The sequence below is a fragment of the Streptomyces sp. NPDC048290 genome, assembly GCF_040652095.1.
Lineage (GTDB): Bacteria > Actinomycetota > Actinomycetes > Streptomycetales > Streptomycetaceae > Streptomyces.
Genome location: NZ_JBEZLM010000023.1, coordinates 106,271 through 129,219 on the forward strand (window position 1 = coordinate 106,271; position 22,949 = coordinate 129,219).

Consider the following 22,949-nt stretch of genomic DNA (forward strand, 5'->3'; position numbering starts at 1 on the left):
CATGTAAAACCACGTGTGTTATGAAGTCAAGGCCCTTCTTGCATACCGGGAAAGGGAGTTGGGGAATTCCCCAGGTGAGAAGTCAGGTGAATTAATGTCCACCGCCTTCTCTTTCTGTCAGAGAATTGCCTGACATTCCAGAGGGCAAACGAACCGCCGCCGTCCTCGACCCGCGGGCCGGGCGGCGGCGGTCCGGGGAGCGGCGGGGTCAGGGGCGCTGGACGCTTCCGTCCACCGCCCGCAGCAGCGCCCAGCGGTCGTGCGCGAGCGGCTCGGGGACCGGGTGACGGCGGGCGGCCACCTCGTCGAAGTCCACCCCGTGTCCGGGCCCGGCGGGCGGCTTCAGCGCACCGCCGACGGGCACCACCGTGCCGGGGTAGACCTCGGCGACGGCCGGTGCGAACGCCGCCGCCTCCTGCACCCCGAAGGCGGGACTGCTCACATCGAGGGCGAGGGTCGCGGCCTGCGCGAGGGGCCCGACGTCCGCCGGGCCGTGCGGGGCCAGCCGCACCCCGCGCAGCTCGCACAGCGCCGCGAGCTTGCGGGCCGGGGTGAGCCCGCCGAGGGTCGGGACCCGCAGCCGCGCGAAGTCGATGTCCGGCCCGTCGAGCAGCGCGACGAACTGGGCGGGGTCGTGGAACAGCTCCCCGACGGCCAGCGGCACCGGGGAGGCGGCGTGCAGCCGGGCGAAGTGCCGGGCGTCCTCGGGGGCGAGGAGATCCTCCAGGAAGTACAGGCCCACGTCCTCGACCCGGCGCAGGAACTCCCGGGCCTGGCGCGGGTCGAGCCGCTCATGCACATCGTGCAGCAGTTCCACCTCGTCCCCCACCAGCTCCCGGACCCTCCGCAGCGCCTCCGGCACGGTCCGCAGATACGCCGCCGAGTCCCACGGCACCCGGCGTTCCCGCGCCGCCGCCGCGCGCCCGGTGTCCCCGGCAGTGCCGTAGGTGTCGGAGCCGGGTACGGAGATCTGGACCCGCACATGCCGGAAGCCGCGCTCACGGGCCGCCGCGACCTTGTCGGCGACCTCCTCCGGGTCGGCGCCGTCGACATGGGTGTAGGCGTCGGCGGCGCGGCGCACCCGGCCGCCGAACAGCGAGTACAGCGGGGCGCCGAGCCGCTTGGCCTTGAGGTCCCACAGGGCCACGTCGATACCGCCGAGCGCGTTTCCCTCCACCGAACCACCGCGCCAGTAACCGCTGTTGAGGAGCAGCCGGTGGAGATCCTCGATGTCGTCCGGGTCCCGTCCGATCAGCAGCGGTCCGGCGTACGCGTCGAGTACGGTACGCACCGCGAGGACGCGCTGCGGGTCGCTGGCGCAGCCCAGGCCGTAGAGTCCCGGCTCGTTGGTCTCCACCCGTACGACGAGGTGCGGGCAGCCGTGCGGCGCGGTGAGGAAGGTGCGCACCGCGGTGATCCGCACCTTCGCCCCGCGCTCCTCGACCCAGGGGGCGGGGGCGAGCACGGGCGGGACGACGGGGTCGGCCGCGGCGATGGGTGCGACGGGAGCGGCGGAAGCGTCTGCCATGGGAACTCCAGCGTTCGGATCGACGTATGTCGTACGTCCATCGGAACGGACGGGGGAGGCGCTGTCAACGCCCCGCGTACGTCCCGGTCCGCGTCCCCGTTTCCCCCGCGTCCCCGCGTACGTCCGGTCCGTGTCCCCGCGCCCCCGCGTACGTCCCGGTCCGCGTCCCCGCGTCCCTCTGGCGTCGGCGCCGATTCCGAACTCGCCCCGCCCAGGCCCCCGTTCCCTCCCTCCTCTCCAGATCACCCCGTTTCCGCCCCCGGACCCGCTCAGTGCTGTCCCAGCCGCTTCAGCAGCGTCCGCAGCGCGTGTGCCGCCTCCGTCACCGCCAGCGCGATCTCCTCCGTGCGCCGGTCGTCCATCCGGCTGCCGGGGCCCGAGCAGCTGATCGCGTCACCGCCCTGGTCGCCGGTGCCCAGCGCGACCGCCACGCACCGCACCCCGGGGGAGCTCTCCCCGTCGTCCTGGGCCCAGCCGCGCAGCCGGGCGTCGGCCAACTGGGCGGCGAGGGCGGCGGGGTCGGTCACCGTGTCCGGGGTGAGCGCGGGCAGCGGCCAGGACAGACGGCGGTCCACCTCGCCCGGTTCGAGCTGGGCCAGCAGCGCCTTGCCGGGGGCCGTGGCGTGGGCCGGGACACGGTGCCCGACCGGCGCGTACATCCGTAGCGCGTGCCGGGACTCGCGCTTGGCCAGCTGCACCACGTCGGGCCCGGACAGCCGGCTCAGCTGCACCGCCTCCCCGGTGTCCTCGGCGAGCGCGTCCAGGACGGGCCCGGCGAGCGAGACCACGTCGTCGCCCTCCAGATAGGCGGTCCCGGTCATCAGCGCCTTCAGGCCCAGGCCGTAGCGGGTGCCCTGGGGGTCGGTGTCGACCCAGCCGCGCGCCTGCATGGTGCGCAGTACCGCGTGCAGACTGCTCTTGGGTACCCGCATGGTGCCCGCCAGCTCCGCCAGCGAGAGCTTGGCGCCGTCCGCGCCGAGCAGCTCCAGGACCTCCAGCACCCGCGCCGCGGACTTGACCTCCTCGGGCCTTCGCTCCCCGGACGCTGCTGCCACTGACTCCACCGGAACCTCCGCTCTCCCGTGCCGGCTCTCTGACGCGCGGACTGACACCCGGCCTGATACCTGGCCTGACATCTGGCCCGACATTCGGCCCGACATCCGGCCTGACACTCGGCCTGACATTCGGTCAGGACGATTCTCGACCCGCTGCTTGACGCTATATCACGGCGTCTCTATGTTCAGGTAACCCAACGATATTCGGCTACTTGAACGAAGCATAGCGAGATAGCGAGGTACGGTCGATGCGCATACGTCACTCCCGGACCGCCCGTCTGGCCGCGGCGGGGGTCGCCGCCGGGCTGCTCCTCTCGGCCTGCGGCGGTTCATCGGGCTCGGGGGACTCCGACAGCCTGGAGATGTGGACCTTCAAGCAGACCCATGTCGCCGCGCTCCGCGCAGCCGCCGCCGACTTCGAGAAGGAGACCGGCGTCAAGGTCGAGGTCGAGGCGTACACCCCCGACGAAGCCTTCGTCACCAAGATCCAGAGTTCGGCCAAGACCGGTGACCTGCCCGATGTGATGGAGATGCACTCCGACGGCGAGGACCTGGCCCTCGGCGCGGGCGGTGTCGTCGCCGAACTCACCGACGTGGTCTCCGACGCCTGGCTCGACCGCTACCCCGAGAGCGTGCGCGAGTCCGGCTACGTCAACGACGCCAAGCTCAAGGAGTCCGAGCCCGAGGGCGCCAAGTTCCACGGCGTCGAGAAGGGCGACCGGCACAGTGTGCCGTTCACCGTCGGCACCTTCGGCATCGTCTACGCCAACAAGCGGATGCTGACGGACGCGGGCATCACCGCACCGCCCACCACCTGGGCCGGATTCATCGACGCCCTGAAGGCCACCAAGGCGAAGGACGCCCGGAACGGCGGACTCGCCCTCGGCCTCAAGGTCCCCGACACCGGACTGACCTGGATCGCCCAGCCGCTCGCCTACAGCATCCTCGGCGAGCAGGACTACCAGGCCCTCTTCGGCGAGGACACCTCCGCCACCTGGTCCTCACCCAACGGCACCAAGGTCCTCGAGGCGTACGACCAGCTCACCCCGTACTGGATGCCCGGCACCCAGTCCCTGGACATCGACGAGGCGGACCAGGCGTTCGCCCAGGGCAAGTCCGCCTTCCTGGTCGGCGGCACCTTCACCCTGTCCTTCCTGGAACAGAGCGGCATGGACCCCGACGACGTCCACGCCTTCGCCCTGCCCGGCGCCGAGGACGGCCAGGTGCCCCAGCCCGCGCTGGGCCCGCTCGCCCTGACCGGGCTGAGCATGTCCGCCACCACCGACCAGCCCGACAAGGCGGCGCAGTGGATGGAGTACCTCTCCCGCCCCGAGGTCGCCGCCAAGTTCGCCGAGGGCGCCAGCGACCTGCCCGCCACCGCACTCGGCTCCGGCGACGCCGACCTGCTCGGCGACGCCCTCGCCGCCATGCTCGCCAGCTTCGACGGCACCCCCGAGACCACCTACGACCCGAGCTACCGCGGCTACTTCCCGCCCGCCTACGAGCAGGACAAGACCGCCGCGATCCTGGTCGACATGAGCCCGCTGGACCGGCTGACCCCGCAGCAGACCGGGAAGAAGATCACCGACCTCACCGACAACTACTGGGCGACCGGCCGGTGACCACCGCACACCATCCCACGCTCCCGGAGTCCACCGGAGGCGGCGGCGAGCGCCGTACGCCTCCGGGCGGAGGGCCCCCCGCACCGGCCCCCCGCCGCCGCGCCCTGCGCTCCGAGGCCGTCTCCGGCTACCTGTTCGTCGCCCCCGCGGTCGTGCTCTTCGCCGTCATGGGCCTGTACACCGTCGGCTACGGCTTCGCGCTCTCCTTCGCGACCTGGAACGGCTTCACCCCGGAATGGACCTGGGTCGGGCTCGACAACTACGCCGACCTCCTGTGGCGCAGCCCCGTCCACGCGCCCCGCGTCCAGGCCGCCGCGCTCAACACCCTCTGGGTGATGGTCTTCGTGCCGCTGCTCACGGTCGCCGTGTCGTTCCCCCTGGCCGTCCTCCTCCACCAGGCCCGCCACCTCCAGGGTGTGCTGCGCTCGATCTACTTCGTGCCCTACGTCACCACCGGGATCGCCGTCTACTTCGCCTGGCGGTACATCCTCCAGCCCGACGGCGCCGTCAACCAGTTGCTCGGGATGATCGGACTCGGCTCCCTGGAACAGCCGCAGGGCTGGCTCGGCAACCCGGACACCGCGCTGGGCACCCTGATCGTCGTCATCGTCTGGGGCAATGTCCCGGTCGCCATGCTGCTGTACCTGACCGGACTCCAGTCCCTCGACCGCAGTGTGCTGGAGGCCGCCCAGCTCGACGGCGCCGGATGGTGGCGCACCAACCTCTCCGTCGTCTGGCCCCTGCTGATGCCGCTGACCGCGATCAACGTCCTGCTCAGCCTGCGGGACTCCCTGCACGGCTTCCAGACCTTCCTGGTCATGACCAACGGCGGACCCGGCGAACACACCAACGTCCTCGGCCTGGAGACCTACCGGCTGGCGTTCCTGGAGGACCTCGCCCCGACCCTGGGCCTGGCCAGCGCCCTGGGCTGGCTGCTGTTCGCCGCGGCGATGGTGCTCGCCCTGATCAATCTGCGCGCCCTGAGGAGCCGAGTATGACCGTCCTCGCCCCTCCGGACGCCCGCCGGCCCACCGCGCCCCCGCCCGGGAAGCCGCCCTCCGGCACCAGTCCGGCCGGCCGGACCGTGGCCCGGGTCGTGGTCTTCGCGCTGCTCGCCGGATACGCCTTGGTCAGCCTCTATCCGTTCCTGTGGATGGTGTCGGCGGCGTTCAAGACGCAGCTCGAGGTCGTACGCGGCGGCCACCTCATCCCCGAGGACCCCACCCTCGACACCCTGGTCGACACCTGGAACCGGCTCGACTTCTTCGACTACTTCCTCAACAGCGTCCTCGTCACCACCTGCACCGTCGCCCTGACCCTGGCGGTCTACGCGTGCGCCGGATACGCCTTCGCCGTGCTGCGGTTCAAGGGCCGCCTGGCGCTGTCCCGGATGTTCATGGCGCTGCTGTTCGTGCCCGGCGTCACCGTGATGCTGCCGATCGTCGTCCTGGAGAACGAGATGGGCATCCTCGGCACCCACCTGGGCCTCGTCCTGCCCTTCGTGAACGGCACCGCCCCGCTCTCCATCCTCCTGATGACCGGCGCGTTCTCCGCCATCCCCGGTGAACTGCGGGAGTCCGCCCGGGTCGACGGGGCGTCCGAGCTGCGGATCTTCACCAGCGTCTATCTGCCGCTGTCCCGGCCCGCCCTGATCACCGTGGCCCTGCTCACCGCGATCCCCACCTGGAACGAGTATCTGCTCACCCGGGTCTCCCTCAACGACCCCGCCACCTACACCCTCCCCCTCGGCCTCCAGACCCTCGCCTCGGAGAGCGTCCCGCAGTACAACAACCTGATGGCGGGCGCGCTGATCATCGTCGTCCCGGTGATCCTGCTCTTCCTCTTCCTCCAGCGTTACTTCATGAGTGGACTGGTCGGGGCGGTGAAGGGCTGATGCGGGTCCTGATCACCGGGGCCGCCGGACATCTCGGCGGCCATGTGATCGCCGAACTGGCTGCGCGCGGCCACCGGCTGACCGCCGTCGACCTGGTACCGGTCGAGGACGCCCGGGTCGACCGGGTGCATACCGGCGACCTCACGGACCGCGAGGTCGTCCGCGCGGCGCTCGACGGCGCCGACGCGGTCGTCCACCTCGGGGCCATCCCGCACCCCAAGTCCGACGACGACGGACGGCTGTTCGCCACCAACTGCCTCACCGCCCACCGGGTGCTGGACGAGGCGGGCCGGGCCGGGGTCCCCCGGGTGGTCGCCACCTCCAGCCTCGCCGCCGTCGGCCTGGCCTGGGCACCCCGGCCGCTCGCCCCGCGCTATCTCCCACTGGACGAACAGCACCCCACCCTGGTCGAGGACCCCTACGGGCTGTCCAAACTCGTCCTGGAGGAGATCGCCCACGCCACCCACCGCCGCTGGGGCACCGGCCTCGTCTGTCTGCGGATGCCGTTCACCGGGTCCGGAACCCGTCTCAAGGGACACTTCGCCGAGGTCGCGGCCGACCCCGGCGCCCACCGCGGCGGACTGTGGGGCTGGCTCGACACCCGTGACGCGGCCACCGTGATCCGGCTGGCCCTCACCACCGCGCCGCCCGGCAGCCATGTCATCAACGTGGCCGCACCCGACACCTCCGCCCCGCAGCCCACCGGCGACCTCCTCGAACGCCACTTCCCGGACGTCCCGGTCCTCGCCCCGCTGCCCGGCCGCACCTCCCTGTTCGACAGCACGGCCTGCACCCGCCTGCTGGGCTTCGCCCCGGGGCGCACACGCACGACCTGACTCCCGCGCCCACCCGCCGGGCTCCGCCCCGGGCCGCACGCCTACGACCTGTCGCCGGAGCACGAACGCCATCCGCACCCGCACGACCCCGCACTGGAGCACGAACGCCACCCCGCCCGCACGGCTTGGCACCGGAGTACCCCCCAAGACCACACCGCCCCCGCCCCAGGAGGACGCACGTGTCGCCCGACACCCCCGTACCCCGCAGACCCGCACGCCGCGCCGCCGTCGTACTGACCGCCCTGCTCACAGCGGTGACCCTGTGGGCCCCCGCGCCGCTCGCGTCCGCCGCCGCGGACCCCGTCATGTACCCGAACGGCGTCGGTGCCGACCTCGGTCCCGCCCCGCGCACCCTCGGTGTGGGCGCCGCCGCCGGAGCGGACCCGGCCGGACTGCGGACCGGCGAACTGGACGGCCGCGGCTACTGGCGGACCGACACCGCCGCCGGGACCTCGTACCTCGCCTTCGACCTGGACGACGAGTACGTGGCGTCACTGCCCGGCGACGACCTGGTGGTCAGTGTCACCTACCGGGACACCGGACCGGGCGCGCTGACCCTGCGCCAGGGCGCCGACGGCACCGCCGCCGCCCTGCCGCTGACCGGCACCGACACCTGGAAGACCGCCGCCTTCGAGCTGACCGACGCCGACCTCACCGGCGGCAAGGACGTCCTGCGGCTCGCCGGACAGGACGGGGACACCGCACGGGACATCACCGTGGCCGCCGTCCGGATCGGCTCCGTCGGCGCGTCGGTCACCCTCGGCGCCGCTCCCGAGACCGCCGGTGTCACCCCCCGCGCCGGTGACGCGTCCACCGGCCTGGTCACCGGCGAGCACGCCGGGCGCCCCTACTGGGCGACCAACCGCGCCGCGCCCGCGCCCGGCCTGAACTTCTTCTACATGAACGTGGCCGACACCTATCTCCACGACACCACCGACACGGTCTTCGTCAGCGTCGACTACCTCGACTCCGGCAACGGGAAGCTCGCCCTGCACTACGACTCGCCGGGCGACGAACTGATCGACAAGTTCAAACCGTCCGCGGTCCTCGACTACGGCGACACCGGCACCTGGCAGACCCATACCTTCGCCCTGGACGACGCGATCCTCACCAACCGCGCCAACGGGGCCGACTTCCGTATCCACACCGCCGGTTCCGCCACCGAACTGAAGGTCGCCGCCGTCCGGGTCGCCGTCGCCCCCGGCGAGCTGCGGCCCGCCCAGGGGCTCGAAGCCCTGGTCGACGAGTCCGTGCTCGCCCTGCACGCGGCCCGCGAGGGCGACCGCGACGGCCAGTACCCCGGCGGGGCAAAGGCGGATCTGACCGCCGCGACCGACGCCGCCCGCCGGGTCGCCTCGGACGCGGACGCCACCGAGGAGGAGCTGCGCACCGCGCTGCACACCCTCGCCGCCGCCCTGGACACCTTCCGCGCCTCGGCCGTCGACACCGACCTCACCCGCGACGCGACCCTCACCGCCAGCAGCAGCGCCGCCGGAAGCGCCCCCGCCGACGCCGCCGACAACGACGCCGGGACGGTGTGGACCAGCGGCTCCGGCGGCACCGGCGAGTGGCTGCGGGCCGACCTCGGCACGGCGAGAGCCGTGAGCGAGGTCCGGATCGCCTGGGCGTCCCGCTACGCCGCCCGGTTCGCCGTCCAGGTCTCCCGCGACGGCCGCTCCTTCACCACCGTCGCCGAGGGCGGAGGCGGCGACGGCAAGGAGTTCGCCACCCGCTTCGCCACCACCACCGCCCGTCACATCCGGCTCGCCCTCACCGGCTACTCCGAGGGCGGCAAGAACTTCACCATCGGCGAGTTCGAGGTGCGCGGGCTGCCCGCCGTCGAGGGCGACGCCCGACTGGTCACCACCCGCCACCCGACCGAGACCCCGGTCGTCGCCGACTTCGACGCCCGCTCCTACGGCGCCGACCCCACCGGCCGCAAGGACGCCACCGACGCCGTCCAGCGGGCCCTTCACACCTGCCAGGACGCCGGAGGCGGCACCGTCTGGCTGCCGTCGGGCACCTACCGGGTCACCGACACCCTGGAGATCCCCTCCTTCTGCACCCTGCGCGGCGACCGCCGCGACCCCGACCGGGGCAGCGGCGGCTACGGCACCGTCCTCGTCGCCGACCTCCCCTCCGGCGCGGACGGTCCGGCGCTCCTCCGGGTCGGCGGCAGCGCGGGCGTCGTCGGACTCACCACCTACTACCCCCGCCAGAACGCCCAGGACCCCGTCCCCTACGGCCACACCATCGAGATCCCCGGCCGTGCCTGGAGCGGCGACGAGAACTACATGATGTCGACGCTCTCCGACATCACCCTGCTCAACTCCTACAACGGCATCGGCATCAGCACCTACCGCAACGACCGCGGCGAGAGCGCGAGTTCGGGCCAGGTCCACGAGTCGGCGACGCTGCGCGGCATCAAGGGCACCGTGCTCCACGAGGGTGTGCGCGCCTACAACGGCGCCGACGTCGGCACCTGGGAGGACATCACCTTCTCCAACGCCTACTGGGCGAAGGCGCCCGCCGCGTACCGGCCCCCCGCGCGGGCCGTGCTGGACGCGTGGACCCGGGCGCACGCCACCGGACTGGTCCTCGGCGACCTGGAATGGGACCAGTTCCTCCGGATCACCCTGACCGACTTCCGGACCGGCATCCACATCGTGCCCGGCCAGCGCGCCGCCTTCACCGGCAGCTTCGTCGACGCCGACGTACGCCGTACCGATGTCGCCGTGCGCGCCGAGGAGTTCGACTCCCGGTGGGGCCTGTCTTTCGCCTCCAGCACCCTCGAGGGCAGCGACTTCGCCGTCTCCAACGGCTCCGACGCCTACGTCAAGGTCACCGCGACCGCACTCGTCGGCGCCACCGAGGGCACCGTCCACCGCCTCTCCGGAACGGTCCCCGTCCACACCCCGAAACCCCTGCCCAGGCCCGCCCGCGCGGTGCTGTACGACGTCACCGACGCCCCGTACAACGCGCCCCGCACCCACGGCGTCCACCCGGTGCGCGACGCCACTCCCGCCGTCCAGCGCGCCTTGGACCGGGCGGGCCGCGAGGGCGGCGGGATCGTCTATCTGCCCGCGGGCTGGTACCGCCTCGACGGCCACCTGACCGTCCCCGAGGGCGTCGAACTGCGCGGCTCCTCCGCCGTACCCAACCGCGACCTGCTCGGCGCCAGCGCGGGCACCGTCCTGATGGCGTACGAGGGACGCGGCACCGACCGGCCCGACACCGCGCGGGCCCTCATCACCCTGGACGGCGACCGCGCGGGCGTGCGCGGACTGCGGGTCTTCCACCCGGAGAACAACCCCGCCGCGCCCGGCGGTCTACGGCCCTACCCGTACGTGGTCCGGGGCGACGGCACCGGCACCTACGCCCTGGACATCGGTCTGACCAACGCCTGGAACGGCATCGACATGGCCACCAGCGACGGTTTCACGGTCCGCAAGCTGGCCGGGGCCTACTTCGCGCACGGGATCAGCGTCGGCGCGAGCGACGGCGGCCGGATCGAGGGCGTCCTGTCCAACGGCAACGCGGTCTCCCGGGTCGGCTACGCACTGCCCGACTGGGTGCAGGAGAAGAACATCTTCCCGCAGGTCATCGACGCCCCCATGCGGGAGCAGGCACAGATCGTCACCGTCGACGGAGCCACCGGCCTGACCCTGCTCGATGTGTTCGGCTACGGCTTCCACCACGGCCTGGTGGTCGACTCCGGCGAGGTCACCGCGTTCAACCTGGGCACCGACAACCTGGGCGGCGACGGCTTCACCGTGAAGGCCGGGGACGGGGCGGACGTCACCGCCGTGAACGTGATGCGCTACAACGGCACCACCTTGAGCGGCCCGGCCCGGCTGGTCAACGTCATGGCGATCAACATGGCCCAGCACACCGTCCGCGCCGCCACCGAACCCGCCGGAGCGGGCACGGTGACCCCGCACGGCAACGAGACCGAGCCCGGCAGGTACGAGCGGGGCAGCAGGGTCACCGTCACCGCCGAGCCCGCCGCCGGACAGCGGTTCACCGGCTGGACGGTCGACGGCACCGACGCCGGAACCGACCCGCGCCTGACCCTCACCGTCACCGGCGACCTGACGGTCACCGCCCGCTTCGCCCCGGCCACCGGGACGGACGACACGGGCGACTGAACCGGCGAGGGCCACCGACCCGGGCGTGACAGCCGCCCGGCAGACGGAAGGGGGAGGCCCGAGGAGCCATCCCCGCACCCACCTCATGGGGAGGTTTGAGGAGCCATCCCCGGACCTCCCCGCCCGGCACACGGAAGAGGGGAGGTCCGGGGAACCGTCCCCGGACCTCCCCCCGCCCCCCTCAACTCCCCGCCGCACCACCCGCGACGACCTCGTACGTCCGTCCCGCCCGTGCCCGGAAGGTCAGCGCCGACCCGTCCCGGGTGACCCGGGGCCGGGTGCCGTCCGACGTCTCGCGCACCGCGAAGGAGGCGTCGAAACGGGCGTTGCGCACGGTCAGTTCACCCGTGCGGCCCGCCCGCAGCACGGTCCGCACCGGTCTGCCGTCCACCCAGTCGATGTCGACCGTGACGTTCCCCCGGGCCCGCAGGCCCCGGACCGACCCGGTGCGCCAGAAGCCGGGCAGCGCGGGCAGCAGGTCGACCCCACCGCCATGGCTCTGCACCAGCATCTCGGCGACCCCGGCGGTGGCGCCGAAGTTCCCGTCGATCTGGAACGGCGGATGGGTGTCCCAGAGGTTCGCCAGCGTGCTGTTCTTCAGCTGCTCGGACAGCATCAGATGGGCATGGTCGCCGTCGTGCAGCCGGGCCCAGAAATTGATCTTCCAGGCTTTGCTCCAGCCGGTGCCGCCGTCGCCGCGCGCGGTCAGTGACACCCGCGCGGCCTGCGCGTACTGCGGCTGCCCCTGCGGGGTCACCTGCCGTCCGGGGTGCACGGCGAACAAGTGGGAGACATGCCGGTGGTCGTTGCCGGGGTCGTCCCAGTCCTCCTTCCACTCCTGCAACTGGCCCCAGCGGCCGATCCGCAGCCCGCTGTCCAGCCGTCCCAGCGTGCGGGACACCTCGTCGGCGAAGGAGCCGTCGCCGACCTGCCGGGCCGCCGCCACGGTGCTGTTCAGCAGGTCCCACACGATCTGCTGGGACATGGACGCGCCCGCCGAGAAGTCGCCCTGCTCGGGGGAGTAGCTGGGGGTCACCACGAGCCGTCCGTCCCGCGGATCGGCCACCAGCTCGTCGATCCAGAACTGGGCCAGCTCCCTCATCACCGGATAGGCGCGGTCCCGCAGGAACACCGCGTCCCCGGTGAAGAGATAGTGCTCGTAGAAGTGCTGGGCCAGCCAGGCACCGGCCTCCGGGAAGTAGAACGACGTGGCCCAGGTGTGCAGCCCGGTGAAGCCGTACGGGTTGGTCTCGTTGTGCACCACCCAGCCCCGGTTGCCGTAGATCTCCCGGGCCGTGACCCGGCCCGGCGGCATCATCGACGCCGCATACTCGAACAGCGGGCCGGTCGTCTCGGACAGGTTGGTCGTCTCGGCCGGCCAGTAGTTCATCTGGAGGTTGATGTTGACGTGGTAGTCGGCGTCCCACGGCGGGCTGGTGGAGTTGTTCCACACGCCCTGGAGGTTCGCCGGGAGCGAGCCCGCGCGGGACGAGGCGATCAGCAGATAGCGGCCGTACTGGAAGAACAGCACCTCCAGTGCCTTGCGTCCGGCCTCGCCCAGCGTCCCGGCCCGGTAGGCCTCCAGGGTGGTGTCCGTCGGGATGCCCGGGTCCTGCTGGCCGACGTCCAGCCGGACCCGGTCGAACAGCGCCCGGTGGTCCGCGACATGGGCCGCGCGCAGCGCCGTGAAGCCCTTCGCCGCGGCGGCGTCCACCCGCTGGGTGACCGGGCCGTTCGGGTCGGTGCCGGTGCGGTAGTCCGGGTAGCGCGCCGCGTAGTCCGTGGCGGCGGCCAGGACGAGGGTCACCGTGTCGGCGCCGGTCACGGTGACCGAGCCGTCCGCGTTGTCCCGGCGGGTACCGCCCTGGTGGAGGACCCGTAGCTGGGAGGCGTACCGCAGTTGGTTGTCGGAGAGCCTGCCGGTGAGGGTGATCCGGCCGCCGGACGCCGACAGGGCCGCCGGGCGGCCCGCCGGGGTGGTCACCGACACCGTGACGGAGATCCGTCCGGGCTGACTCGCCGCCAGCCGGGCCACGGCCACTCCGTCGGTGGCCGACACGAAGTACTCACGGGTGTAGGTGACCCCCTCCCAGGTGTAGGTGACTCCGCCGACGGCCTCGGCGATGTCCAGGTGGCGGCGGTAGCCGGTGGCCCCGACCGGGTCGCGGGCCTGCTGGAGCCAGATGTCGCCGAACGTCTGGTACGAGCCGAAGTGGGTCTTGGGCTGGCCCAGCTTCTGCGCCACCCAGTCCGGGGTGGCCCGGCCCTCGGCCGCGATGCGCTGCTGCACCTCGGCGAGCGCGCCGGGCCGGGGCGAGGTCCAGTTGCCGTGGTTGTAGCCGGGCGCGCCGGGCCCGCCGCTCCACAGCGTCTTCTCGTTGAACTGCAGCTGTTCGCGACCCGTTCCGCCGAAGAAGCACAGGCCCAGCGCCCCGTTGCCGAGCGGCAGCGACTGCGACTCCCAGGCCGTGGCGGGCTCGTCGTACCAGAGGGTGAGGCCCGGGGTGGTGGCGCGGCGCCCGCCGGGTGCGGGGTGCGCGGCGGTCGCCGTGAGCGGGACGGTGCCGAGCGCGCCCGCTCCGGCGAGGAAGATCCGCCGGGAGACATCGGGTGGGGTCATGGTGTCGTCGCCTCCTGTGTGATGCCCCGGCCGAGGAAGTCGACCCAGTTGACATTGAGTTCGCCCCTGGTCTTCACGAAGTACAGCGGACCGCTGTCCGTGGCGCCGGCACCGCTCACCGGGGCCTTGACGTCCTGGTACGACTGCCAGCCCCCGGTGGGGGCGACCTGGATCGTGGCGACCACCGGTCCCTCGGGGTCACCGGTGCGCACCTCGACGGTGGCGCCGTTCGTCGGTGAGGCGGCCCGCAGGGAGATCTCGTCGATGTTCGTCAGATTGACCGGGTCCCAGGCCCAGTAGTCGCCGTCGTCGATCCAGCCGATGTTCCGTCCGCCGCCCGCGGAGTCCCCGGTGTCCTCGGTGGCCACACCGATGTCCCCGCCGCCGGGCGCGGACGGTACCCGGCCGGTGGTGTCGAAGTGCTCGGCCTCGCGGTGCTTGGTCTGGAGCACCAGCACCTCCTGCGTGGTCAGCGCGGGCACCTGGCCGCTGCCGTGGTCGGTGTAGGTGACGGTGACCGTGCCGAACACATTGGCGCCGGTGTGGCCCGCGTCGCCGGGCAGCGGGAAGCTGCCCGAGCAGCCCCGGTACTGGTCGTAGCCGTGCGAGTGGTCGTCATGACCGAGGCCGGGCTGGACGATCACCTCGTCGCAGTCCACCGGGCCGTCCTCCGGATCGGTCACCGTCACCTCGTAGGCGAGGGTGTCGCCGAAGGTGAACAGCCCGCCGTCCACCGGGGCCCGGACCTCGATGGTGGGGGCGGTGTTGCCCGCGGTGATGTCGACCCCGGCCACCGCCGTACGCCCGTCGGGGTCGGTCACGGTCAACTGTGCGGTGAACCGGCCCGGCTGGGAGTAGGTGAACGACGGGGAGGGATCGGTGCTGTCCTGGCCGCCGTCCCCGTCGAAGTCCCAGGAGTAGGTGATCGGTGTGCCGTCCGGGTCGTGGGAGTCACCCGCGTCGAAGGACACCGCGAGCGGCACCGGGCCCGAGGTCCGGTCCGGGGTGAAGCGGGCGATGGGGGAGCGGTTGCCCTGCACATAGTCCACCCGGTACACGCCGGAGTCGGCGTTGTCGCCGCCGAAGCCGGTGCCCCAGTCGATGACGTACAGCGCCCCGTCCGGACCGAACTGGAGGGCGTGCGGCCGGGTGAAGTCCATGCCCTGGAGCAGGGCGTTCACATCGGACACGCCGGTGCGCCCGCGGTCGGGCTGCACGGTGAACAGCCGCCCGTCGTTCCAGTCGCCGTACACCGCCTTGCCGTCGAAGTACGCCGGCCACTTGCGGTCCGACTCCAGCCGGGGGTCGTAGTCGTACGCCCCGCTGGTCATCGGCGCGCCGCTCGGGCCGATCTCCGGGACGCCGGAGGCGGACTTGCCCATCCACAGCTCGGCGGGCTGGGCGGCGGGCAGCTTCGTCACCCCCGTGTTGTGCGGTGAGTCGTTGACGGGCGCGGAGCAGTCGAAGGCGGCGCCCGCGGTGCCGGTCGCGAAGTCGTAGTCGTGGTACGGGGTGTTGGCGCCGACGCAGTAGGGCCAGCCGTAGAAGCCGGGCTTGTCGACGATGTTCCACTCGACGCGTCCGTCGGGGCCGCGGGTCGGGCTGGCACTGCCCGCGTCGGGCCCGTAGTCGGCGACGAAGAGATGGTCGGTGGCCGGGTCGACACCGATACGGAACGGGTTGCGGAAGCCCATCGCGTAGATCTCGGGCCGGGTGTCCGGGGTCCCCGGGCGGAACAGATTGCCCTGGGGGATGCCGTACGTGCCGTTCTTGCGGGGCTTGATCCGCAGCACCTTGCCGTTGAGCACGGCGCTGTTGGCGGACGTGGCCTGCGCGTCCCAGGCGCTGCGGCCCGCGCGTTCGTCGATCGGGGTGTAGCCGTCGGAGGCGAACGGGTTGGAGTTGTCGCCGGTGGTGATGTACAGGTTGCCGTCGCCGTCGAACTCCATGGCGCCGCCCGCGTGGCAGCACTCCTGGCGCTGCACGTCCACCGTCAGCAGCACCTTCTCACTGGCGGCGTCGAGCGTGTCGTCGTCCTTGACGGTGAACCGGGAGACCCGGTCGACGGGCTGGGTGCCGGCGGGCGAGTAGTACAGATACAGCCAGCCGTTGCGGTCGAAGTCCGGGTCGAGCGCGATGCCCAGCAGCCCGAACTCCTGGCCGGTGTAGACATCGAGGTCGCCCGCGGTGAGGACGGTGCCGTCGGTACGCACCACCCGGACCTCACCACCGCGGTCGATGTAGAGGACCCGGCCGTCGTCGGCGATGGTCAGCTCCATCGGGTTGCTGGTGTTCTCGTCCACCGGCACCTTCTGGAAGCCGCTGGTCAGCGACGCCGTGCAGTCGGCGGCCAGCACCCCGGCGGCGGTACGGATTCCGCCCAGCAGATGCGACAGGAACTTCGTGTCGGTGTAGCTCGCCGACTCATGGCCCATGCCGGTGTACCAGGACCGGCCGCCCTCGTAGTTCTGGCACCAGGAGATCGGGTGCTCGGCGCCCATCGTGCCGCCGGTGTACGAGGTCTCGTCCAGCGAGGCCAGCACATGCACCTCGCCGCGCGGATCGGCGCGGAAGTCGTACCACTCGTCGGTCCGCTCCCAGCGCACCGGCAGCTTCGCCGTGGACGGGTGCGCCGGGTCCTCCACCTTGACGCTCGCCCGCTGCGGAGCCGGGTGGCTCTTGAAGTAGGCGCCGACGAGATCGCCGTACCACGCCCAGTCGTACTCGGTGTCGGAGGCCGCGTGGACCCCCGCGTAGCCGCCGCCCGCCTTGATGTACCGCTCGAACGCGGCCTGCTGGGCGGGGTCGAGCACCTCGCCGGTGGTGGACAGGAAGACGACCACCTCGTACGCGGCGAGCGCCTCGTCGGTGAAGACGGCCGCGTCCTCGGTGGCGGTGACCGAGAAGCCGTGGGCGGCGCCCAGCTTCTCGATCGCGGCGATCCCGGCGGGGATCGCGCCGTGCCGGTAACCGGCGGTCTTGCTGAAGACCAGCGCGTCGAAGCGACCGGTCTTCTGAACGCCGGGCTGGGCGGCGGGCTGTGCGGCGGGCTGCGCGGTGGCGGCCCCGGCGGTGACCAGCAGCAGGGCGACGACGACCGCGAGGGCCCGCCCCGCCGCGCCGCGCAGCCGGTGGAGTCGCAGGAGGCGGGGGAAGCGGGGGAAGCGGGGGAAGTGGGGGAAGCGGGGGAGGCGTCTGGGGCGCCGGTGGCGGTGGAGGTGCGGCGGACGGGACATGGGTGGCATGGATGGTGACATGGACGGTGGCATGGGCACCTCAAATCGGCGAGCGGGGTACGCGGAGGCGTGCTGCGTTCGGGGGGTGGCACCGTGCTGCTGCGTCAGGGCTCCGCGCGCCCCTCGTCCCGGGGCTCCGCGAGGCCGCACACCCGGGGCCGAGAGCGTCCAGACCGTCGGCCGGGCTAATTTGTCGACTCGGTGGACAAATTAGGAGCGTGCGTCGGACCGGTCAAGGCGCCGGACAAGAGTGCCAGGTGGGAGGGGTGGTGAAGGGGCGTTCCGCGCGCGCTCGGGCGTGTCGCGCGATCTGGCCTCTTGACTGATTTGTCAAGCCAATTTACTTTCAACTGCGCTGATCGCAGCACCGTTCCAGGAGGTCCCCGTGCCCGGCGAAGCCCTGCATGTCCTTGTCTTCACCAAGACCGCGGGCTTCCGCCACGACTCCATCCCGGCGGGCATCGCCGCGCTGCACCGGCTCGGCGCCGACAACGGCTTCGACGTCGACGCCACCGAGGACTCCGGGGCGTTCACCGCCAAGAACCTGGCCCGCTATCACGTCGTCGTCTTCCTCTCCACCACCGGCGAGGTGCTCGACACCTCCCAGAAGGCCGCCTTCGAGGACTACATCCGGGGCGGGGGCGGCTACGCGGGCATCCACGCCGCCGCCGACACCGAGCACGACTGGCCGTTCTACGGCGCTCTGGTCGGCGCGTACTTCAGCTCCCACCCCGAGGTGCAGAAGGCGACCGTCCGCGTCGAGGACCGCACCCACCCGGCGACCGAGCACCTGGGCGACAGCTGGCCCCGGGTCGACGAGTGGTACAACTTCGCCGCCAGCCCCCGGGCGTACACCCATGTCCTCGCCTCCCTGGACGAGGACTCCTACGACGGCGGCACGATGGGCGGCGACCACCCCATCGCCTGGTGCCGCCCGTACGCCGGGGGCCGTGCCTTCTACACCGGCGGCGGACACACCAAGGAGTCCTTCGCCGAACCGGGGTTCCTGGCACATGTGCTGGGGGGTATCCGGTACGCGGCGGGACGGACGGGGACGCTGGGCCAGCCGTAGGGGTCGTTGGGGTCGTAGGGGCCGTTGGGGCTGTGCGGGGGGCTACAGGGCCGTAGTCGCCCCCCCCCGGTCTCCGGGTGGACCGCGCCACCGGGTGCTCGGTGCGGAAGGTGACCGCCGTGAACACCTCGCGGTGCTGCTCCCGTTCGGCCGGTACCGCGTCCGAAAGCGCCGCCGCGTAGTCGTAGTCGTTGGTGTGCACCGCGCGCAGCCGCGCGTAGCGGCCGTCCACGGACGGCACGGTCGGGTGGGCGACCAGATCGCCCAGCAGCCGCCCGAACGCCTCGTGCCCGGCGGCGTGCAGATGGTGCTGGTCGCCGAAGAAGACCACCCCAGGGGGACTCGTGGGCGGGGCTCCATAGGGGCGCCTCCGGCCGGAACCGGACGGGGTCCCGCGCGGGGGCGCATACGGCACCGGTGAGGCCGCCCGGGGCCACAAGACTCGCCGGGGTCCCGTGCGGTGGCGGACACGCCCGCCCGAGGGTCGGCCGGGCGCCGTGCGCGGCGGTGGACAACACGCCACGCCCGGAGTGCGGCGACGGGCGCGGGACGATCAGCGACAGGGACGGGCAGCCCGGCGGGCGAAGGCCCGGCAAGGGCACCGGTACGGAAGGCGCGTCAGGGTCGCGGTCATGCCGTCGAGCCTGCGGACCGGCGCTCGGGCAGGTCAAGGGCGCCGGGGATCGTTTCACGACCCTGCAACACCCCGGCCGCCACGCCATCGTGCTCGTGGCACAACATCCGGAGCCCGCGCGACACTCCGGCGCCCGTCCACTGCGCCGACCGGCGGACACCCGCTGACTTGTCCGGGAAAGTGGCGTTGCTCACATGGCGTGACGTCGACCGCGCGGCGACCATGGTCCTCGTCACCGGGAGGGCCGCGAAGGGATGGAGCATGTTCCGCAAGGTACTGGTCGCCAACAGAGGTGAGATCGCGATTCGCGCCTTCCGCGCCGGCTATGAGCTGGGCGCGCGCACGGTCGCCGTCTTCCCGCACGAGGACCGCAACTCGCTCCACCGGCTGAAAGCGGACGAGGCGTACGAGATCGGCGAACCCGGCCATCCCGTGCGGGCGTACCTCTCCGTGGACGAGATCGTCCGGGCCGCCCGGCGCGCCGGGGCCGACGCCGTGTACCCGGGCTACGGCTTCCTGTCCGAGAACCCGGAGCTGGCCCGCGCCTGCGCCGAGGCGGGCATCACCTTTGTCGGACCGGACGCCGACATCCTGGAGCTGACCGGGAACAAGGCCCGCGCGGTGGCCGCCGCCCGCGCGGCGGGCGTCCCCGTCCTCGGCTCCTCACAGCCCTCCACGGACGTCGACGCACTCGTCCGGGCCGCCGCCGAGATCGGCTTCCCGGTGTTCGTGAAGGCCGTCGCGGGCGGCGGCGGACGCGGGATGCGGCGCGTCGAGGACCCGGCCGCGCTGCGCGAGTCCATCGAGGCCGCCTCCAGGGAGGCCGCCTCCGCGTTCGGCGACCCCACCGTCTTCCTGGAGAAGGCCGTGGTCGAGCCCCGCCACATCGAGGTGCAGATCCTCGCCGACGGCGACGGGAACGTGATCCACCTCTTCGAACGGGACTGCTCGCTCCAGCGCCGCCACCAGAAGGTCATCGAACTCGCCCCCGCGCCCAACCTGGACCCGGAGCTGCGGGACCGGATCTGCGCCGACGCCGTCCGCTTCGCCCGCGAGATCGGCTACCGCAACGCCGGCACCGTCGAGTTCCTCCTCGACCGCGACGGCAACCATGTCTTCATCGAGATGAACCCGCGCATCCAGGTCGAGCACACCGTCACCGAGGAGGTGACCGACGTCGACCTGGTCCAGGCCCAGCTGCGCATCGCGTCCGGCGAGACCCTCGCCGACCTCGGCCTGTCCCAGGACACGGTGGTGCTGCGCGGCGCCGCCCTCCAGTGCCGGATCACCACCGAGGACCCCGCCAACGGCTTCCGCCCCGACACCGGCCGGATCAGCGCCTACCGCTCACCCGGCGGCTCCGGCATCCGCCTCGACGGCGGCACCACCCACGCCGGTACGGAGATCAGCGCCCACTTCGACTCCATGCTGGTCAAACTGACCTGCCGGGGCCGGGACCTGAACGCCGCGATCGGCCGGGCCCGGCGCGCGGTCGCCGAGTTCCGCATCCGGGGCGTGGCCACCAACATCCCGTTCCTCCAGGCGGTCCTGGACGACCCCGACTTCCAGGCCGGACGGGTCACCACCTCGTTCATCGAGCAGCGCCCGCAGCTGCTGACCGCCCGCCACTCTGCGGACCGCGGCACCAAACTGCTCACCTACCTCGCCGACATCACCGTCAACAAGCCGCACGGCGAGCGCCCCGACCTCATCGACCCCACCACCAAGCTCCCGCCGCTGCCCGCCGGGGAACCGCCCGCGGGCTCCCGCCAGCGGCTGGCCGAACTCGGCCCCGAGGGCTTCGCCCGCGCCCTGCGCGCGTCCCCGCTGCTCGGCGTCACCGACACCACGTTCCGCGACGCCCACCAGTCCCTGCTGGCCACCCGGGTCCGCACCAAGGACCTGCTCGCCGTCGCCCCGACCGTCGCCCGCACCCTGCCCGGACTGCTCTCCCTGGAGTGCTGGGGCGGCGCCACCTACGACGTCGCCCTGCGCTTCCTCGCCGAGGACCCCTGGGAGCGGCTCGCCGCGCTGCGTGAGGCCGCGCCCAACCTCTGTCTCCAGATGCTGCTGCGCGGCCGGAACACCGTCGGCTACACCCCGTACCCCACCGAGGTCACCGACGCGTTCGTGCAGGAGGCCGCGGCCACCGGCATCGACATCTTCCGCATCTTCGACGCCCTCAACGACGTCGGCCAGATGCGCCCCGCCATCGACGCCGTACGGGAGACCGGCACGGCCGTCGCCGAGGTCGCGCTCTGCTACACCGCCGACCTGTCCGACCCGGGCGAGCGGCTCTACACCCTCGACTACTATCTGCGGCTCGCCGAGCAGATCGTCGAGGCCGGGGCCCATGTCCTGGCCGTCAAGGACATGGCGGGCCTGCTGCGCGCCCCCGCCGCCGCGACCCTGGTGGCCGCGCTGCGCCGGGAGTTCGACCTGCCGGTCCACCTGCACACCCACGACACGGCGGGCGGCCAGCTCGCCACCTACCTCGCCGCCGTGCAGGCCGGGGTCGACGCGGTGGACGGGGCCGTCGCCTCCATGGCCGGGACCACCTCCCAGCCGTCGCTGTCCGCGATCGTCGCCGCCACCGACCACTCCGACCGCCCGACCGGCCTCGACCTCCAGGCCGTCGGCGACCTGGAGCCCTACTGGGAGAGCGTCCGGCGGGTGTACGCGCCCTTCGAGGCCGGACTCGCCTCCCCGACCGGCCGCGTCTACCACCATGAGATCCCCGGCGGCCAGCTCTCCAATCTGCGCACCCAGGCCGTCGCCCTCGGACTCGGCGACCGCTTCGAGGAGATCGAGGCGATGTACGAGGCCGCCGACCGTATCCTCGGCCGGCTGGTCAAGGTCACCCCGTCGTCCAAGGTGGTCGGCGACCTCGCCCTGCACCTGGTCGGCGCCGGGGTCACCCCGAGGGACTTCGAGGAGACCCCGGACCGCTTCGACATCCCCGACTCCGTCATCGGCTTCCTGCGCGGCGAACTCGGCACCCCGCCCGGCGGCTGGCCCGAACCGTTCCGCACCAAGGCCCTCAAGGGCCGCGCCGCCGCCAAGCCCGTCGCGGACCTGTCCCCCGAGGACCGCGACGGACTGGAGAAGTCCCCCCGCACCACCCTCAACCGGCTGCTCTTCCCCGGCCCCACCCGCGACTTCGAGACCCACCGCCAGTCCTACGGCGACACCAGCGTCCTGGACAGCAAGGACTTCTTCTACGGCCTGCGCCCCGCCAAGGAGTACGCCGTCGACCTGGAGCCCGGCGTCCGGCTGCTGATCGAACTCCAGGCCATCGGCGAGGCCGACGAACGCGGGATGCGCACCGTGATGGCCGGGCTCAACGGACAGCTCCGCCCCATCCAGGTCCGCGACACCAAGGCCGCCTCCGACATCCCGGTCACCGAGAAGGCCGACCGGAGCAACCCCGGGCATGTCGCCGCCCCGTTCGCCGGGGTGGTCACCCTCGCGGTGCGCGAGGGCGACGAGGTCGAGACGGGCGCCACGGTCGCCACCATCGAGGCGATGAAGATGGAGGCCGCGATCACCGCGCCCTCGGGAGGGCGGGTCACCCGGCTGGCCATCAACCGCGTCCAGCAGGTGGAGGGCGGGGATCTGCTGGTCGAGGTGGTCTGAGGGGTTCGGAGCCGTGGAGGTCCGGTGGGGGCAGGTCGTACGGGCCGCCTCCGCCCGACCGTACGCGCCCCCTGATAACCCGTTGGCGGCCCTCACCCCCCTGTGCGAGGGTCGCCCGGTGATCTCTTCCCGAAGCGAACTGCTGCGCGGACAGTCCGAGCTGGCCTGGTCGCTGCTCGCCTACCACCTGGACCGGCTGGCCCCCGGCGACCTGTTGTGGGAACCCGCCCCGCTGTGCTGGACCCTGCGCCAGGACGCCGCGGGCCACTGGGTGCCGGACTGGGCGGACACCGAGCCGGACCCCGTACCGGTGCCCACCCTCGGCTGGGTGAGCTGGCACCTGGGCTGGTGGCTGGGCACCGCCACCGACCATCTGCACGGCCGTACCCCGCGCGAACGGACCGGGGTCCGCTGGCCCGGCGACGACCCGGCAGCCGTCACCGGCTGGCTCGGCGCCCTGCGCGACGACTGGCTGGACGGCCTCGACCGCCTCACCGACGACGCCCTCGACCGCCCCTGCGCCTTCCCCTGGGGCGAGGGCACCGACCGCACCCTCGGCCACACCGTCGCCTGGGCGAACGCGGAGCTGATGAAGAACATCGCCGAGATCGGACAGCTCCGCCTGCTGCGCACGGCCCTGGCGCACGGCCGCGTACCCGCTGTGTGAC

11 protein-coding genes and 2 pseudogenes are annotated in these 22,949 nt (G+C 72.4%); 8 read left to right on the top strand and 5 right to left on the bottom strand.

Translation table 11 applies throughout. The features are described 5' to 3' along the window. Window positions 1–208: 208 nt before the first annotated feature. Both AB0D49_RS31860 and AB0D49_RS31865 read right to left on the bottom strand, forming a co-directional pair. Window positions 209–1,528, bottom strand: a complete 1,320-nt coding sequence (locus AB0D49_RS31860; protein WP_362764185.1) for an enolase C-terminal domain-like protein — start codon at window positions 1,526–1,528, stop codon at window positions 209–211. Window positions 1,529–1,797: 269 nt separating this feature from the next. Then, window positions 1,798–2,583, bottom strand: coding sequence for an IclR family transcriptional regulator (locus tag AB0D49_RS31865; RefSeq protein ID WP_362764188.1), 786 nt, complete (start codon window positions 2,581–2,583; stop codon window positions 1,798–1,800). A gap of 248 nt (window positions 2,584–2,831) precedes the next feature. On the opposite strand from AB0D49_RS31865, the gene AB0D49_RS31870 reads away from it, so the two are divergent. From AB0D49_RS31870 to AB0D49_RS31890, 5 genes are all read left to right on the top strand, one after another. Beyond that, the gene (locus tag AB0D49_RS31870; protein ID WP_362764191.1) at window positions 2,832–4,205 is read left to right on the top strand and encodes an extracellular solute-binding protein; all 1,374 of its coding nucleotides are present in this window, start codon (window positions 2,832–2,834) and stop codon (window positions 4,203–4,205) included. Further along, window positions 4,202–5,203, top strand: coding sequence for a sugar ABC transporter permease (locus tag AB0D49_RS31875; RefSeq protein WP_362764195.1), 1,002 nt, complete (start codon window positions 4,202–4,204; stop codon window positions 5,201–5,203). The genes AB0D49_RS31870 and AB0D49_RS31875 overlap by 4 nt, the downstream gene beginning before the upstream one ends. Beyond that, window positions 5,200–6,099: a carbohydrate ABC transporter permease gene (locus tag AB0D49_RS31880; RefSeq protein ID WP_362764198.1), complete on the top strand. Its 900-nt coding sequence runs from the start codon at window positions 5,200–5,202 to the stop codon at window positions 6,097–6,099. Before AB0D49_RS31875 ends, AB0D49_RS31880 begins: the two co-directional genes overlap by 4 nt. Next, the gene (locus AB0D49_RS31885; RefSeq protein WP_362764201.1) at window positions 6,099–6,935 is read left to right on the top strand and encodes an NAD(P)-dependent oxidoreductase; all 837 of its coding nucleotides are present in this window, start codon (window positions 6,099–6,101) and stop codon (window positions 6,933–6,935) included. Before AB0D49_RS31880 ends, AB0D49_RS31885 begins: the two co-directional genes overlap by 1 nt. 179 nt (window positions 6,936–7,114) lie before the next feature. Beyond that, a complete protein-coding gene (locus tag AB0D49_RS31890; protein WP_362764203.1) occupies window positions 7,115–11,083 on the top strand; it encodes a glycosyl hydrolase family 28-related protein in 3,969 nt (1,322 codons plus the stop codon). A 181-nt stretch (window positions 11,084–11,264) separates the two neighbouring features. Here the strand turns inward: AB0D49_RS31890 and AB0D49_RS31895 are convergent, their stop codons facing one another. Next, window positions 11,265–13,703: a glycoside hydrolase N-terminal domain-containing protein gene (locus AB0D49_RS31895; RefSeq protein WP_362764205.1), complete on the bottom strand. Its 2,439-nt coding sequence runs from the start codon at window positions 13,701–13,703 to the stop codon at window positions 11,265–11,267. After that, the gene (locus tag AB0D49_RS31900; RefSeq protein ID WP_362764207.1) at window positions 13,700–16,939 is read right to left on the bottom strand and encodes a ThuA domain-containing protein; all 3,240 of its coding nucleotides are present in this window, start codon (window positions 16,937–16,939) and stop codon (window positions 13,700–13,702) included. Before AB0D49_RS31900 ends, AB0D49_RS31895 begins: the two co-directional genes overlap by 4 nt. 406 nt (window positions 16,940–17,345) lie before the next feature. Here AB0D49_RS31900 and AB0D49_RS31905 point away from each other — a divergent pair. Beyond that, window positions 17,346–17,984, top strand: a pseudogene (locus AB0D49_RS31905) (ThuA domain-containing protein); the annotation flags it as partial. A 109-nt stretch (window positions 17,985–18,093) separates the two neighbouring features. Here the strand turns inward: AB0D49_RS31905 and AB0D49_RS31910 are convergent. Beyond that, window positions 18,094–18,342 (bottom strand): annotated as a pseudogene (locus tag AB0D49_RS31910) (TauD/TfdA family dioxygenase); the annotation flags it as partial. A gap of 564 nt (window positions 18,343–18,906) precedes the next feature. Between AB0D49_RS31910 and AB0D49_RS31915 the strand changes: the two are divergent. Further along, window positions 18,907–22,281, top strand: a complete 3,375-nt coding sequence (locus tag AB0D49_RS31915; RefSeq protein WP_362764319.1) for a pyruvate carboxylase — start codon at window positions 18,907–18,909, stop codon at window positions 22,279–22,281. Window positions 22,282–22,399: 118 nt separating this feature from the next. Next, window positions 22,400–22,948, top strand: coding sequence for a DinB family protein (locus tag AB0D49_RS31920; RefSeq protein ID WP_362764210.1), 549 nt, complete (start codon window positions 22,400–22,402; stop codon window positions 22,946–22,948). Window position 22,949 lies beyond the last annotated feature (1 nt).